This window comes from Thermobispora bispora DSM 43833, assembly GCF_000092645.1.
In the GTDB taxonomy this organism is placed as follows: Bacteria; Actinomycetota; Actinomycetes; order Streptosporangiales; family Streptosporangiaceae; genus Thermobispora; species Thermobispora bispora.
In genome coordinates this window covers 3,972,356-3,987,148 of the sequence record NC_014165.1, presented here as the reverse complement: position 1 = coordinate 3,987,148, position 14,793 = coordinate 3,972,356, and the positions used below count along the sequence as shown (strand labels likewise).

14 protein-coding genes are annotated in these 14,793 nt (G+C 72.3%); 9 read left to right on the top strand and 5 right to left on the bottom strand.

All coding sequences use genetic code 11. The annotated features are described in order from the left end of the window. Window positions 1–179: 179 nt before the first annotated feature. A complete protein-coding gene (locus TBIS_RS17000) occupies window positions 180–1,043 on the bottom strand; it encodes an HhH-GPD family protein (RefSeq protein ID WP_013133637.1) in 864 nt (287 codons plus the stop codon). Between the two features lie 168 nt (window positions 1,044–1,211). Here TBIS_RS17000 and TBIS_RS16995 point away from each other — a divergent pair, with 168 nt between their 5' ends. Further along, on the top strand, window positions 1,212–1,856 hold the full coding sequence (locus tag TBIS_RS16995; RefSeq protein WP_013133636.1) for a hypothetical protein: 645 nt from the start codon (window positions 1,212–1,214) through the stop codon (window positions 1,854–1,856). A gap of 28 nt (window positions 1,857–1,884) precedes the next feature. Here TBIS_RS16995 and radA read toward each other — a convergent pair whose 3' ends face one another. Together radA and TBIS_RS16985 are read right to left on the bottom strand one after the other, a co-directional pair. Continuing rightward, complete coding sequence (gene radA, locus TBIS_RS16990; RefSeq protein WP_013133635.1) at window positions 1,885–3,312, bottom strand: DNA repair protein RadA; 1,428 nt, start codon at window positions 3,310–3,312, stop codon at window positions 1,885–1,887. 193 nt (window positions 3,313–3,505) lie between these two features. After that, on the bottom strand, window positions 3,506–4,204 hold the full coding sequence (locus TBIS_RS16985; RefSeq protein WP_013133634.1) for a class I SAM-dependent methyltransferase: 699 nt from the start codon (window positions 4,202–4,204) through the stop codon (window positions 3,506–3,508). Window positions 4,205–4,333: 129 nt separating this feature from the next. On the opposite strand from TBIS_RS16985, the gene TBIS_RS16980 reads away from it, so the two are divergent. The 7 genes from TBIS_RS16980 (at window position 4,334) to TBIS_RS16950 (ending at window position 11,196) form a co-directional block, all read left to right on the top strand. Next, window positions 4,334–5,152: a sugar phosphate isomerase/epimerase family protein gene (locus TBIS_RS16980; protein WP_013133633.1), complete on the top strand. Its 819-nt coding sequence runs from the start codon at window positions 4,334–4,336 to the stop codon at window positions 5,150–5,152. Then, window positions 5,149–5,940, top strand: coding sequence for a class I SAM-dependent methyltransferase (locus tag TBIS_RS16975; RefSeq protein WP_013133632.1), 792 nt, complete (start codon window positions 5,149–5,151; stop codon window positions 5,938–5,940). The genes TBIS_RS16980 and TBIS_RS16975 overlap by 4 nt, the downstream gene beginning before the upstream one ends. A gap of 25 nt (window positions 5,941–5,965) precedes the next feature. After that, complete coding sequence (locus TBIS_RS16970) at window positions 5,966–6,583, top strand: TetR/AcrR family transcriptional regulator (RefSeq protein WP_013133631.1); 618 nt, start codon at window positions 5,966–5,968, stop codon at window positions 6,581–6,583. A gap of 152 nt (window positions 6,584–6,735) precedes the next feature. Beyond that, the gene (locus tag TBIS_RS16965; protein WP_013133630.1) at window positions 6,736–8,835 is read left to right on the top strand and encodes a (Fe-S)-binding protein; all 2,100 of its coding nucleotides are present in this window, start codon (window positions 6,736–6,738) and stop codon (window positions 8,833–8,835) included. Between the two features lie 153 nt (window positions 8,836–8,988). After that, window positions 8,989–9,780 (top strand): hypothetical protein, encoded by a 792-nt coding sequence (locus TBIS_RS16960; protein ID WP_013133629.1) that lies wholly within the window; start codon window positions 8,989–8,991, stop codon window positions 9,778–9,780. Beyond that, complete coding sequence (locus TBIS_RS16955; protein WP_013133628.1) at window positions 9,777–10,850, top strand: glycosyltransferase; 1,074 nt, start codon at window positions 9,777–9,779, stop codon at window positions 10,848–10,850. The genes TBIS_RS16960 and TBIS_RS16955 overlap by 4 nt, the downstream gene beginning before the upstream one ends. 64 nt (window positions 10,851–10,914) lie before the next feature. After that, entirely contained in the window at window positions 10,915–11,196 is a 282-nt protein-coding gene (locus TBIS_RS16950) for a metal-sensitive transcriptional regulator (protein ID WP_013133627.1), read from the top strand. A gap of 167 nt (window positions 11,197–11,363) precedes the next feature. Here TBIS_RS16950 and TBIS_RS19465 read toward each other — a convergent pair whose 3' ends face one another. Both TBIS_RS19465 and TBIS_RS16940 read right to left on the bottom strand, forming a co-directional pair. After that, window positions 11,364–11,525, bottom strand: a complete 162-nt coding sequence (locus tag TBIS_RS19465) for a hypothetical protein (RefSeq protein ID WP_013133626.1) — start codon at window positions 11,523–11,525, stop codon at window positions 11,364–11,366. Between the two features lie 392 nt (window positions 11,526–11,917). Next, window positions 11,918–13,330, bottom strand: coding sequence for a hypothetical protein (locus TBIS_RS16940; RefSeq protein ID WP_204251895.1), 1,413 nt, complete (start codon window positions 13,328–13,330; stop codon window positions 11,918–11,920). Between the two features lie 204 nt (window positions 13,331–13,534). On the opposite strand from TBIS_RS16940, the gene TBIS_RS16935 reads away from it, so the two are divergent. Beyond that, complete coding sequence (locus TBIS_RS16935; protein ID WP_013133624.1) at window positions 13,535–14,719, top strand: mannosyltransferase family protein; 1,185 nt, start codon at window positions 13,535–13,537, stop codon at window positions 14,717–14,719. The last annotated feature ends 74 nt before the right edge of the window (window positions 14,720–14,793 follow it).

Here is a 14,793-nt window from a genome sequence, read left to right as displayed (position 1 = left end):
TGCACGCGCTTGCGGGGCACCGCCGTACCCGGCGCCGCCCGGCTCGCGCGGTGCAGGCCTCCGCCGCGGCCCCCGAGCCGCCGCCACCGGTAGGCCTCGAGCCCGCCGCCACCGGGAGGCCGCCGGGAACGCGGGCGACGGCGCGCGGCGACCGTGCGTCCCGGCAGCCCGCCGCCGGCTCAGCCGGCCGGGAGCCGGTACGTGCCGTCCGGCAGCACCTCGGCGAGCCCGTCATCGAGCAGGCTGTCGAGCGCCCGCTCCCGCTGCGCCTGATCCGGCCAGACCGCGTCCAGGGCCGACTTCGGCACCGGGCCGTCCGCCTCCCGCAGGACGGCGAGCAGCCGCCCCCGGCACTGGCGGTCGGTCCCCGCGTAGCGCTGGCCGCGCCGTACCGGGCCCGCGGGACGGCCCGCGAGCCGCCAGGCGCACTGTCCGGCGATCGGGCAGGCCTCGCACCGGGGCGCGCGGGCCGTGCACACCAGCGCGCCGAGCTCCATCACCGCGACCGCCCAGCGCGGCGCCTCCACCTCGGGGACGAGGGACTCGGCGAGCCTCCGCTCGGCCGCGGTCGTCGCCCGCGGCGGGTGCTCCTCGCCCCGGATCGCCCGGGCGAGCACCCGGCGCACGTTCGTGTCGAGCACGGCGTGCCGGCCGCCGAAGGCGAAGCTCGCCACCGCCGCGGCCGTGTAATCGCCCACGCCGGGGAGCGCGCGCAGCTCCGCGTAGGTCGATGGCACCCGCCCGCCGTGCTCGGCGGTGATGACCTTGGCGCAGGCGTGCAGGTTGAGCGCGCGCCGCGGGTACCCCAGCCGCCCCCACTGCCGCACCGCCTCGCCCGGCGGCTCCTTGGCGAGCGCCTCGGGCGTGGGCCAGCGGGCCATCCATTCGGTCCACGCCGGCAGCACCCGCACCACCGGGGTCTGCTGGAGCATGATCTCGCTCACCAGAATGCCCCAGGGGGTGGCGTCCGGCCGCCGCCACGGCAGGTCCCGGCGGTGCGCCTCATACCAGTCGAGGATCGGTCGACGGAGTGAAACGGCCACCGTCCGACCTTATCGCCGTGCATCACCCTTCGGCGGGGCAAAGGGCCGGGCGGCTCCGACCAGGAGAAACGTCAGCTCGTACCTACGGCGGCGCGCCGATTCCCCTCCAGTGCCACGGCTCACCATACTGTGGGTATGGATCCGGACACGTTCCGTAGTGATCTCGGTATGGAGCCGGCCGACGTCTACCTGCGGCGCCGGATCGCCGTGCTCACCGGCGTGCTCGTCGTGGTGGCGGTCGTGGCCTGGGCCTGTACCCGGGGGCCGGACAAGGGCGAACATGCCGCCGTCACGGTGACGCCGTCCGGTTCGCTGGTCGTCACGCTGCCGTCGGGGGCGCCCAAGAGCGACGCGCCGGGGGCACAGGCCTCGGCGGCGCCGTCCGCGTCGCCGACGCCCAAGCCGTCGCGGACCCGCCGCCCCGGCGATCCGTGCGACGCCAAGGACCTCGTGATCGCGTTGCAGAGCGGCCAGGAGGTGTACGGCAAGGACGCCACCCCGACTTTCCTGCTCACCGTGGTGAACACCGCGCGGACCGAGTGCACGGTCGACGTGGGGCCGCGCGCCCTGGAGATGCGGGTCACCTCGAGCGGCGAGCGGATCTGGTCGACCGCGGACTGCGTGGCGGGCCCCGGGGTCGAACGGCAGACCCTGGAGCGGGGCGTCCCGTACATCCGGATCATCAAGTGGGACCGGCACCGGTCCGGGACCGACTGCAAGAGCAAGCGCCCGCGCGCCACCGCCGGCACCTACGTCGCGACCGCCTACGCCGGCGAGCTCAAGAGCTCCCGGGTCGTGTTCCGGCTGCGCTGACCCGCCGCGGGCGCCGGGGCCTTCCGGCCTAGCCGATGTGCGAGAGGGCCTCCCAGATGTTCTCCGCCTCCAGCACCTTGAGGCCGGGGGCGAAGGGCGCGGTCTGCGGGGCGGTCCGCCGCAGCGCGACGGCGCCGCCCTTCGCCGGGGGCCGCTCGAGCCGGGGGACGCCGTCCTCCAGCGACCCGGCGGGCACCACCGCCTGGGTGAACCCGAGCCGGGCCGCCTCGGCGAGCCGCCGCCGGACGTCGCGCACCGGGCGGAGCTCACCGGCGAGGCCGACCTCGCCGAGGGCGACCAGCCCGCGGGGCAGCGCGGCGTTGCCGGCCGCGCTCACCACGGCGAACAGGAGCGCCAGGTCCACGGCCGGGTCGGTCAGCCGGATGCCGCCCACCGTCGCGGTGAACACGTCGAGCCTGCTGAGCCGGGACTGCAGCCGGCGCTCGATCACCGCGAGCACCATCGCCACCCGGTACGCGTCGAGCCCGGAGGAGGTGCGGCGGGGCTGCGGGGCCTCGGTGGGGCCGACGAGCGCCTGCACCTCGGCGAGGATCGGCCGGGTGCCCTCGATCGTGACCGTGATGCAGGTCCCGGGCACGGGTTCGGCGTGCCGGGAGACGAACAGCCCGCTCGGGTCGGCGATCCCGGTGATCCCGTGCTCGTGCAGGTCGAAGCAGCCGACCTCGTCGACCGGGCCGAACCGGTTCTTCACCGCCCGCACCATCCGCAGCCGGGAGTTCCGGTCCCCCTCGAAGTGCAGCACCACGTCGACGAGGTGCTCGAGCACGCGCGGACCGGCGATCGTGCCGTCCTTGGTGACGTGGCCGACGAGCACCGTGGCCATGCTCCGCTCCTTGGCGACGCGGACCATGGTGGCCGCCACCTCGCGCACCTGGGTGACGCCCCCGGGGACGCCGGTGGCCTCGGCCGAGGCGATCGTCTGCACCGAGTCGATGATGAGCAGGCTCGGCTGGACCTTCTCGATGTGGGTGAGCACGGCGGCGAGATCGGTCTCGGCCGCGAGGTAGAGCCGGTCCTCGATCGCGCCGATCCGGTCGGCCCGCATCCGCACCTGCCCGGCCGACTCCTCACCGGTCACGTAGAGCACGGTCTCGCGCCGCGCCACGTGCGCGGCCGCGTCGAGCAGGAGCGTGGACTTGCCGATGCCGGGCTCACCGGCGATGAGCACGACCGCGCCCGGCACCAGGCCGCCGCCGAGCACCCGGTCGAGCTCGGAGATCCCGGTGGGGGACGCCTGGGCGGTGTCCGCGGCCACCTCGCCGATGGGCCGGGCCGGCGCGCTCACCGCGCCGGGCTTGACCGCCGTGGTGGCGGGCCGGGCGCCCACCTCCTCCACCGTGCCCCATGCCTGGCACTCGCCGCACCGGCCGACCCACTTGACGGTCGTCCAGCCGCACTCGGCGCATCGATACGCCGGTCTCGCTGCCTTTCCCACGATCGGGAGGCTAGCCGCCCGCGCCGACGTTCACCGAGCCGGTACGGCACGGCCGTACGGCGGATGGCGGTGGGCGGGCCCGGTGCCCGCCGGGCCGTGGCCCACCCGTGGCCGTGCGGGTTCGAGCAGCGCACCGGCGCGGGCCAAGAGGCGTCAAGGCGGTGCGCTCAGCGCGACGCCGGCGGGGCCCGGGTCAGAAGAAGCGCCAGCGGAGCACGTTGGGGTAGGGGATCTCCAGGCCGTCGATCTCGGCGAGCGCCGCCTCGGCCACCTCGGGGGTGAACTCGATGCGGAGCACGGCGGCGAGGTCCTCCCGGCTGGAGAACACCATGCGCAGGTCGAGCTCGCGGCGCTGCCAGCCGTGCCGCGCCCAGAACCGCTCGACCGCCTCGGGCGAGTACGACGGCAGGGAGGCGCGGAACCAGCGGCCGAAGGCGCCGCGGGAGGCGTCGATGTCGATGACGAAGGCGGCGCCGCCCCGGCGCATCACCCGGGCGAGCTCCCGCAGGCCCGGCTCGCACCCGGGGCCGAAGAAGTACGCCCAGCGGGCGATGGCGACGTCCACGGAGGCGTCGGCGACCGGCAGGTTCTGGGCGGTGCCGGGCCGCACGCTGACGTTGCGCAGCGCGGCGCAGCGGGCCGCGGCCATGGCGGCGAGGCCGGTGTGCGGCTCGACGCCCACCACCTGGGCGGCGTCCGCGGCGAGGGCGGGCAGGTGGAACCCGGTGCCGCAGCCGATGTCGAGCACGGTCACCCCGCGCCACGCCCGGATGGCGCGCATGGCCGCATCGGCGATCCCGTCGGGATCGACCGCCTGGTTCTCAAGCTCGTAAGTGTGGGGAGAGTTCCAGATGTTCGGGCTGGGAATGGCCCCGTGCAGGATCCGCGCCATGCGCACACGATAGGCGTCACCAGCGCGTGCTCCGATTTAGGCTGGAGCCGTGAACGGGCGCAAGCGAACGGGTCGCGATGGCGGGGGAACTGGAACGTGCCCGTGGAACCGCCGGAGGAGGCGCACGTCATGAGCGATGTCCGGGTGCCCGGCGCCAAGGTGGCGCTGTCGACCGCCTCGGTGTACCCGGAGCGGACACCTGACGCCTTCGAGCTGGCCGCGCGCCTGGGGTACGACGGCGTGGAGGTCATGGTCGGCCAGGACCCGGTGAGCCAGGACGTGGAGGTGCTCCGGCGGCTCAGCGACCACTACGAGGTGCCGGTCCTCGCGGTGCACGCGCCCTGCCTCCTGGTCACCCAGCGGGTGTGGGGCCGTGATCCCTGGGTCAAGCTGCGCCGGGCGCGGGAGGCGGCCGAGCGCCTGGGGGCGTCCACCGTGGTGGTGCACCCGCCGTTCCGCTGGCAGCGCGAGTACGCCAGGGAGTTCGAGGCGGGGCTCGCCCGGATGCGCGAGGAGACCGACGTCGTCTTCGCGGTGGAGAACATGTTCCCGCTCCGGGCGCGGGGCAGCGAGGTCGTGCCGTACGCGCCGGGCTGGAACCCGGTCGACTACGACTACCCGCACGTGACGCTCGACCTGTCGCACACCGCGGTCGCCGGCGTCGACGCGCTCGAGATGGCGGCGAAGCTGGGGGACCGGCTGGCGCACCTGCACCTCGCGGACGGGGTCGGCACCACCAACAAGGACGAGCACCTGGTGCCGGGGCGGGGCGCCCAGCCGTGCGCGCAGGTCCTGGAGCGCCTGGCGAGCACCGGGTACACCGGCCTCATCGTCCTGGAGATCAACACCCGTAAGGCGGTGAGCCGTAGCGAGCGGATCAAGGACCTCGCCGAAGGGCTGGCGTTCGCCCGGACGCACTTCGCCGCCGCGTCGACCCCCGCCTCATGAGCGAGCGGATCACCGGCGGCCACCGCGTGTTCAACCGGGTCGCGGAGGAGTACGACGCGGCGCGGCCGCACTATCCGGAGACGCTGTACCAGGCGTTAGAGGAGCTGTCCGGCGTCCGGCTCAAGGGCGCGCTCGTGCTCGACGTGGGCGCGGGGACGGGGATCGCCACCCGTGGCCTGCTCGACCGGGGGGCGAGGGTGGTCGCCCTCGACCGCGGGGAGCGCATGCTGGCCGTGCTCCGCGGCCGGACGGCCCTGGACCTGCAGTGCCGTGCCGTACTGGGGGACGGCAACGCGCTGCCGTTCCGCGACGGCGTGGCCGACCTGGTGGTCTACGCCCAGGCGTGGCACTGGCTGGACCGGCGGGCGTCGATCGCGGAGGCGGTCCGGGTGCTCCGGCCGGGCGGCGCGGTCGCGGGCTGGTGGAACATCGAGGACGCGGACAAGGCCGACTGGCTCGCCGCCCTGGAGGTGCGGCTCGCCGAGGCGTGCCCGGCGTACGTGGGGCCGGCCCTGCCGGGGTGGAGCATGCCGCCGATCGCGGAGGCGATGGCGGAGGCCGGGCTGCTGGTGGCGCAGACGTGGGTCGAGTGGACCCGTTCGGTGAGCTTGGAGGGCTTCCTCACCCACCTGCGCTCGCTCTCGTACGTCGCGGCGCTGGACGACCGGGCCGTGGCGGAGCTGCTCGCCCGGGAGCGCGCGGAGCTGGTGCGGGTGTTCCCGGACGGCCGGCTCACCGTGCCGATGCGGGTCTACCTGGCGACCGGACGGAAGGGCCCGGAGGGCTGACGCGGCGGCTCGGGGGAGTGACGCGGTGGCGGATCGGACGGCCTGTGGCGACGCGGGCCTGCGGGGGCAGGGAATCCGCCCGGGCGGGCATCCGGACGGGGCGGACACCCGTACCGCGATCCTCGCCGCGGCACGGCGCGCCTTCGCGGAGAAGGGCTTCGACAACGCGACCATCCGGGGCATCGCCCGGGAGGCGGGGGTCGACCCGGCGCTGGTGCACCACTACTTCGGCACCAAGGCCGAGCTGTTCGCCACCGCCATGCGGCTTCCGGTGGACCCGCGCGAGGTGGCCGCCACGGTGCTGGCCGGGCCGCGGGAGGAGGTCGGGGAGCGCCTGGTGCGGTGCGTGCTCGGGCTCATCGCCGAGCCGGAGACCGAGGAGCGGATCGTGGGGCTGCTGCGCTCCGCGATGAGCAACGACCAGGTGCTCGCGGCGATTCACGAGTTCTTCTCGGAGGTGGTCGCCGGTGAGGTGGCGAGCGCGCTCGGCATCCCGCCGCTCCGCCTGGAGGCGGCGATTTCGCAAATAGTAGGAATCGTGCTAATCCGGCATATACTCCGCGTGGAGCCGATGGCATCCGCCCAGGTGGACGAGCTGGTGGACCTGCTCGCGCCCACGATCCAGCGGTACCTGGGGGGTTAGCCGTTGGCGGAATTCGCCTTGTTCTAGCATCGAGCAATCCTGGTATCTAGCTCGGAAGCGGGACATCGGGTGCGCTGGCGTTCCGGCCTAGGGGGCTAAGTTACTCGCCGGTATCATTCAGTGCACCTAGTCCCGCGTTCAGGGGAGGACCCGTGCTCTGGGTAGCGATCATCGCGCTCATCGGGACGGTGGTGGCGTTCGGCGTCGCCGCTCGCCGTGTGCTGTTCCTCTATCGGCTCGCCACCAGCGGACAGCCCGCCCCGGAGCGCCTGGAGTACGCCAAGGCGAACATCGGTGCTGAGATCAAGGCGCAGCTCGTCGAGGTGTTCGGGCAGCGGAAGCTGCTGAAGTGGACCCCGTCGGGAGTCGCCCACTTCTTCGTCATGTGGGCGTTCTTCATCCTCCTGACGGTGTACATCGAGGCCTACGGCGCCATCATCCAGGGCGCCATCACCGGGCACGCCGACTTCCACATCCCGATCATCGGCACCTGGCCGGTTCTCGGCTTCCTGCAGGACTTCATCGCGGTCGCCTGCCTGCTCGGCCTGATCGTGTTCGCGGCGATCCGGGTGAAGAACTCGCCGAAGCGGCTGGGCCGCCAGTCCCGGTTCGCCGGCTCCCACCTCGGCGGGGCGTGGCTCGTCCTGTTCATGATCTTCAACATCATCTGGACGCTGTTCCTCGCCCGCGGCGCCGCGATCAACACGGGCAACTTCCCCTACGCGTCGGGCGCCTTCGCCTCCGAGGCCGTGGCCAAGATCCTGCCGAAGAGCGAGCTGCTGGAGCAGATCGGGCTCCTGCTGCACATCGGCTTCATGCTGGTCTTCCTCATCATCGTGGTGAACAGCAAGCACCTGCACATCTTCACCGCGCCGCTCAACGTGCTGTTCGCCCGCCGCCCGGACGGCCTCGGCCCGGCGCAGCCGATGCGCAGCAACGGCAAGGTCCTCGACTTCGAAGAGGCCGACCCCGAGACCGACGTCTTCGGCCGGGGCAAGATCCAGGACATCACCTGGAAGGGCTTCCTCGACTTCTACAGCTGCACCGAGTGCGGCCGCTGCCAGTCGCAGTGCCCGGCCTGGAACACCGGCAAGCCGCTCTCGCCGAAGATGCTCATCCTCGAGCAGCGCGACCACGCCTTCAAGGTCGCGCCGTACCTGCTCGCCGGGGAGAAGGAGCGGGAGAGGCTCCCCCAGGACGTGCTCACCCTGGTGGAGAAGCCGCTGGTCGGCGAGGACGGGGTCATCCACCCGGACGTGCTGTGGTCGTGCACCAACTGCGGCGCCTGCGTCGAGCAGTGCCCGGTCGACATCGAGCACATCGACCACATCCTCGACATGCGCCGCTACCAGGTCATGATCGAGTCGGCGTTCCCGTCCGAGGCGGGCGTCATGCTCAAGAACCTCGAGAACAAGGGCAACCCGTGGGGCATGTCCGAGATGAAGCGGGCCGAGTGGCTCGAGGAGCTCGACTTCGAGGTGCCCGTCGTCGAGGACAAGATGCCCGAGGACGTGGAGTACCTGTTCTGGGTCGGGTGCGCCGGCGCCCTGGAGGACCGGGCGAAGAAGACCACCAAGGCGGTCGCCGAGCTCCTGCACATCGCCGGGGTCAAGTTCGCCGTGCTGGGGCCCATGGAGGCGTGCACCGGTGACCCCGCCCGCCGCCTGGGCATGGAGTTCCTCTTCGCCATGCTCGCCCAGCAGAACATCGAGACCCTGAACGAGGCCGGGGTCAAGAAGATCGTGGCCACCTGCCCGCACTGCTTCAACACGCTCGCCCGGGAGTACCCGCAGTTCGGCGGCCACTACGAGGTGATCCACCACACCCAGCTCCTCGCCAAGCTGGTCGAGGAGGGCCGGCTCACCCCGATCACCCCGATCGAGCAGAAGATCACCTACCACGACCCGTGCTTCCTCGGCCGGCACAACAAGGTGTACACGCAGCCGCGGGACATCATGTCGAAGGTGCCCGGGGTCAAGGCCCAGGAAATGCACCGGTGCAAGGACCGCGGATTCTGCTGCGGCGCCGGTGGCGCGCGCATGTGGATGGAGGAGCGCATCGGCAAGCGGATCAACACCGAGCGGGTGGACGAGGCGCTCACCACGGATCCGGACACCGTTTCCACGGCCTGCCCGTTCTGCTTGGTCATGCTCGGCGACGCCATCAACGAGAAGAAGAACGCCGGCCAGGCCAAGGAGTCGCTGGAGGTCGTGGACGTCGCCACGCTCCTCATCAAGTCGGTCAAGGGGTAAAGGTTCTTACCGGAAATCCGTACGGTTTGTGAGATTTAACCGTCAGATGCAATTCGGTAGATCGTTTACCGGAGTAAGAACCTCTTTCTCCACATAACGGGCGAATCACGGTAACCTCAACGTTGGTTCAATCGACGGGGAGGGGACGAAACGGTGAGTGTGATCGTCACGGACGCGGAGGTCGCACTGACCGACGTCCTCTCCCTGCGATTGGCCATGGAGAAGCCGCTGACCGAGGGGGCGCGGCTCGTCCTCAAACACCGCGGCACCGGCGTCAAACGGAGCGTGGCGCTCGGCAGGCCGGTGCGGGAGGGCCGATCGGCCGGCATCGCCGTGCCCCTCGCCCCGCTCGGGCTCACCCCCGGACGCTGGGACGCCTACCTCGAGCAGGACGGCGGCCGGACCCGATTACCCTGCACCGACCCGGGCTTCTCGCTCGACCGGCTCGACGCCTACGCGCTGGAGCGCCGCACCATGGCCTACCGCGCGTACCGCACCCGGAACGGATACCTCGCGGTCAAGGTGGACCCGGCCGAGCCGGTCGCCGACGTCCGGGCGGTCTGGCTCCGCGAGGGCAGGTTCGAGGCCACCGGGGTGCTCGCCTACACCGGGCTCCACGACGACGACGAGAAGCGCGCGGCGCGGATCACCCTCCACGGCGGGGGCGCGGCGACCGTGACCGGCACGGCCACCGTGTACGGCGTCCGCTTCTTCGCCGCGCTCTCCCTCTGCGACGTGCTCGACGCCACCCCCGACGCCCAGGGTGAGTGGACGCCCGCCCTCGAGGTCGAGGGGGTCGACGGCCCGCTGGCGCTCACCAGCCGCCTCGACGATGTCGAAGGCAAGAACCGCCGGGTCCACTACCCGGTCGCGCACGTCGACGGGGTGCCGATCCGGCCGTACTTCACCGAGGACGACGAGCTGCGGCTCAGGGTGGGTCCATGAAGATCACCTTTCTGGTCCCCTCGGCGTACGGCATGCGGGGCGACGTCCGCGCCACGCTCAACCTCGCCGGGCAGCTCGCCGACCACCACGAGGTCGAGGTCGTGAGCGTGAAGCGGACCAGGCAGAGCCCGTTCTTCCCGGTGGACCCCCGGGTGACCATGCGGTGGCTGGTGGACGCCACTCCAGGCGCCCGCCGGAGCCTGCTGCCGGGCGAGCAGGTCCGCGCCGAGGTGGCGGTCTGGCGGATGCTCCGCCGGCTCCGCGCCGACGTGCTCATCACCGTGCGGCCCGCGCTGAGCGTGCAGGCGGCCCGGTACGCGCCGAAGGGCGTCATCCGCATCGCCCGGGAGTGGAGCCGGCCGAGCGTGCCGGGGCCGGTCCGCCGCTACTACCCGCGGCTCGACGCCGTGGTCACGCACACCGAGCGGTGCCGGGACGAGTGGGCGGCGGTGCTCGGCCGCGACGCGCCCCTCCACGTGATCCCCGATCCGCTCCCGCCGGCGCCGTGGCCGCGCTCGCGCATGGACAACCGGATCGTGAGCTCGGGCGGGCGCCTGGTCCCGGGCAAGGCGTACGACCGGCTGGTCCGCGCGTTCGCGATCGTCGCCGACAAGCGGCCCGACTGGCGGCTCCGGCTGTACGGCACCGGCCCGGAGGAGCGGAGGCTCCGCGCGCTCGTCTGCGACCTCGGCCTGCACAACCACGTGTACTTCATGGGCACCACTCCCGACCTGCCCGGGGAGTTCGCCAAGGCGTCGATCGTCGCCGTGCCGTCCAAGCAGGAGGTGCTCGGCATGGCCGTGCTCGAGGCGCTGAGCTGCGGGGTCCCCGTGGTCGGGTTCGACGGGCCGCGCGGCCCGGCCGGGTTCCTCCGCCCCGGGGAGGACAGCCTGCTGGTCCCGGAGGGCGAGAACGAGATCGAGGGGTACGCCGCCGCGATCCTCACGCTCATCGACGACGAGCGGCGCCGCATGTCGCTCGCGGCCGGCGCGCTGCGGTCCGCCGCCGCGCACGCGGCCCCGGTCGTGGCGGGGCGCTGGCGGGAGCTCATGGGCGCCCTTACGGCGTGAGGCCGTGAAACCGGCTTCTCGCGGCCGCGACCGGGCGGAGACCGGGCAAGGTAGCGTTGGAAGCATGCACGGGTACAGCGCGGACAAGCAGGCCTATCTCGTGCGCCTGCGCCGGATCGAGGGGCAGGTCCGAGGGCTTCAGCGGATGGTCGAACAGGACGCCTACTGCATCGACATCCTCACCCAGGTCTCCGCGGTGACCCGTGCGCTCCAGTCGGTGGCCCTCGGCCTGCTCGAGGATCACATCGGGCACTGCGTGGCCGAGGCGATCAGCAAGGGCGGCCCGCAGGCCGAGGAGAAGGTGAAGGAGGCCGCGGCGGCCATCGCCCGGCTCGTCCGGTCGTGAGCGGCGTTCTCGCCGGCTGAGCGTTCCGGCCCGTCTCGCGCGGGGCGTCAGGCCTGGGCGTCCCGGCCTCTCCGGTCGCGTGGGTCCCGGGCCGGCACCCGATCCCGGGCCCCGGACGAGAGCCCGGGATCGGGGTGTCCGCCCGCGGCTCGATGTTCCGCGTGCTGTCAGTGTTTCGCCGAAGTCCGCAACCCGAGCGCGTTGTCCAGCTCTTCCAAGGTCAGCCGGTCACCCGCGACGTTGACGGCTGCCAGTACCTCGGCGTAGAGCGCGATCTCGTCCAACGCGACACGGTCGTGGACCCGAGAGTCGAGATCGTCGTGTCCCACCGCGCCGTCCTTCCTTCTGCAGCCCACACCCAACCACGAGGTTACGTCTGAGTACCTTGCGGCGACATGGCCCAACAGGGTCATTCAGCGCCGCATCGGTGGTCCCATATGGATCATTTCCCGGCGAAGCCAGTCACGATTCGGTGAAACCAGTGGTGAATAAGGGAAGAGATTGCTAAAGCACGAGTAAGGGGGAAATATCGGTCTTCGGGGTTTACTTGTGGCCGAGGACCGTTCTTCTCTCATGCCCTCCATCGGGCCCCGGCGAGGCCCGGAAGATCAACGGCCGTCACCGGGCGCCCCGGCCGTCTCCACCGATCTTCACCGATCTCCACCGGCTGACCGGTCCCAGCCGTAACCGTCTGCGCGGGCCGGCCCCGGAGCACGCCCGCTCAGGGCCGGTCGAGCCCCGGCGCGCCCGCGTGCGGCGGGGTGAGCGGCGGGTGGAGGCCCCAGCCGGAGGCCGGGCCCGGCTCGACCGGCGGGTCGTCCCGCTGATGGATCAGGCAGCGCGTGACGGCCGAGGAGACCGCGAACCCCCGCTCCGGCGACGGCGTGCCGGTCAGCGCGCACCAGGCCAGGCCGGTGGCGTACGCGGCGCCCAGCAGCGCGGCCGCGGTGTCCCGGTCCGGCGGCACCAGCGCCGCGGGCAGCTCCCCGCTCCGGGGCCAGCACGCGCGCAGCGGATACGACTCATCGGTGAGCGCGAGGTAGAGCGCCTGCCGGAGCTCGTCGTCGATCCAGGCGTAGATCGTGGTCACCGCGTCGGCCCCCCGCTGCGGCTCGGCCGCGGCGAACAGCTCGTGCAGGTCGGCGGCGAGCAGGGCGACCGCGACCAGCCGAGGCTCGAACCCGCGCGGCGCCGTGTAGGCGAGGGACTCGGCGAGGTCGTAGAGGCGGTGCCGGAAGTGCTCCCCGAGGGAGAGCTCCGACAGCGTCGCCCACGCGAGCGTGGGCGGGCATCGGGACAGCCAGGCGCGCCGTACCGCGTCGCCGTCCAGGGCGTGCTGATCGAGCCAGGGCTGGGCGAGCAGCGGCTCGACCATGGCGAGCAGGGCGTCGGCGCGCGGCCGGAACCGGGCGTCGGCGCGGAGCACCGCGGCGGTGTCGGCCATCGCCTGGGCGAGCCGGAGACCCGCCTCGTGCGCCCCGGCCCGCATGCGCTCCGCGTAGAGCGAGGCGAGCGCGTCGAGCGAGCCCATCGGCAGCCAGCGCACCCAGTCGTCGCCGGGGAGCGGCCGGGCGAGGAACTCGCCGAACATCGAGAGCAGCACCTCGTTGCCGTCGAAGGCGGGCGCGTAGGCGCACCACATGATCGTGCCCCACACCGCGGCCACCGTGCTCAGCACGTCCGAGGCGAACACCGCGCGGAAGCGGGGCTCGGTGAGCGGGAAGTCGGGGCGGTGCACCTTGCGGTGGACGGCCAGCACCTCCCGGACGCGATCGGTGATGTGCCGGGGCACGTCCGGGCCGACGAAGGCGAGGGTCGAGCCGCGGTCGGCGGCGAAGTCGGCGCCGGCCGGGATCAGCTCGGGCGGGATCACCACACCCGGCGGCATCGGCCGGGTGGCGGCGCGGAAGCCCGGGTTGAGCGGGGGCGCGGACAGATGCCAGCGGCCATCGACCTTGTCAAGGCGGTACCACCGCGCGTGCGCGCCGAACAGCCAGCGGGACCCGTCCCGGGCGGCCAGGACCCGCTCGGCAATGGCGTGCGCCTTCGTCGCCGGTGGGAGCGGTGCCCAGCGCGGGTCGGCGACCATGGCGCGCACATCCTGTTCGATCGCCGTGAACCCGTCCCAGTGCACGCGGCAATGGTAATTCCCAAGCTCGGGCACAGCCGATCTAGACGGATATGGTGTGAAATTTCATCTCATTCCTGTGGCAGACTGTCCAGGATTGTGGCTAATTCGTTCCAGAAGTTGATCCTCGCTTGGCTCGTCCGCTCTTTGGGTATTTGATCGGTGCTCGTGACCGAAACCCAGCGAACCTCGGCCGGAGAACGTCCTGACATGTCCGGATCGCCGCCTCGGACCGGTGAACCGCAGACCGCGGGGGATCGCGGTCCCGAGGCGGGGCGGGGCGCACGCGCCGCGGGACGCCCGCTCGTCCACCCGGCGGACGGGAACGCCCTGCTGATCTGGGCCTTCTGGCAGGTCGCCGCGTACATCTACATGATGCTCGCGGCCCCTGGCCGCACCGACGCACCGATCCTCGACCGGCTCACGCCGTGGGATTCGGAGAACTTCATCGCCATCGCCCAGTACGGCTACGACGGCCCGCCGGACATGCCGGACGCGCCGAAGCTGGTGGCGTTCTTCCCCGGGCTCCCGCTCCTGCTCCGCGTGCTGAGCACGGTGATCCCCGACTACGACCTCGCCATCGTGCTCGTCTCGTTCGTCGCGAGCGCGGTGGTCGCGGTGGCGCTGGCCCGGCTGAGCGAGTCGTACCGCGAGGGCACCGGCACCTGGACCGTGGTCGCGTTCTTCCTCAGCCCGTTCGCGGTGTTCATGCTCGCCGGGTACTCCGAGGCCCCCTTCCTCGCCCTCGCGCTCCCGGCGTGGCTGCTCGCCCGGAGGGGCCGGTGGGAGGCGGCCGCGATCTGCGCCGCCTTGGCCTCGACCATCCGGATCACCGGCCTCTTCCTCGCCTTCGGCCTCGCGGTGCGGTTCCTGGTGGCCGAGAACGGGCTGCGGGAGCGCGGATGGCGCTCGGCCCCCTGGCTCGTGCTGCCGGCCGTACCGGTCGCCCTCTTCATGGGCTACCTGTGGGCGCGCACCGGCGACCTGTTCGCCTGGCAGCACGCTCAGGCGCAGTACTGGGGCCGGTACGCGGAGTGGCCGTGGCAGGTGTTCCTCAACACCTGGGAGCGGTCGGTGAACGAGGAGGTGCTGCGCACCTCCTACCGGGAGGAGATGATCGCGGCCGGCGTGCTGGTGGCGCTGATCGCGTGGCGGGTCGTGCGCCGCGACTGGCCCGACGTCGCCTACCTCGCGCCGCAGGCCGTGGCGCTGCTCGTCATGTCCTCGTTCTACATGTCGGTCGGCCGCGCCTCGCTGCTGTGGTGGCCGCTCTACCTCTCCGTCGGGCTCACCGGCTCCCGGCGCCCCTGGGTCTTCATGGCCTATCTCTCGGTCGCCGCACCGGTCATGGCAATCAATGTCGGAAATTTCACCACTGGTGCCTGGGTGGGATGACCTGTGGTCGCCTACCGTCGGCGACAGGGGTGAGCCGTCCGCCGCGGCGGCCCGCCCACCGTGACCACGTCACC

Bases quoted from the DNA above. Each gene is read 5' to 3' on its own strand.
- TBIS_RS16935 (WP_013133624.1), top strand. From the start codon at position 13,535: ATGTCCGGATCGCCGCCTCGGACCGGTGAACCGCAGACCGCGGGGGAT.
- TBIS_RS16950 (WP_013133627.1), top strand. From the start codon at position 10,915: ATGCACGGGTACAGCGCGGACAAGCAGGCCTATCTCGTGCGCCTGCGC.
- TBIS_RS16995 (WP_013133636.1), top strand. From the start codon at position 1,212: ATGGAGCCGGCCGACGTCTACCTGCGGCGCCGGATCGCCGTGCTCACC.
- TBIS_RS16975 (WP_013133632.1), top strand. From the start codon at position 5,149: ATGAGCGAGCGGATCACCGGCGGCCACCGCGTGTTCAACCGGGTCGCG.
- TBIS_RS16980 (WP_013133633.1), top strand. From the start codon at position 4,334: ATGAGCGATGTCCGGGTGCCCGGCGCCAAGGTGGCGCTGTCGACCGCC.
- TBIS_RS16955 (WP_013133628.1), top strand. From the start codon at position 9,777: ATGAAGATCACCTTTCTGGTCCCCTCGGCGTACGGCATGCGGGGCGAC.
- TBIS_RS16985 (WP_013133634.1), bottom strand. From the start codon at position 4,204: ATGGCGCGGATCCTGCACGGGGCCATTCCCAGCCCGAACATCTGGAAC.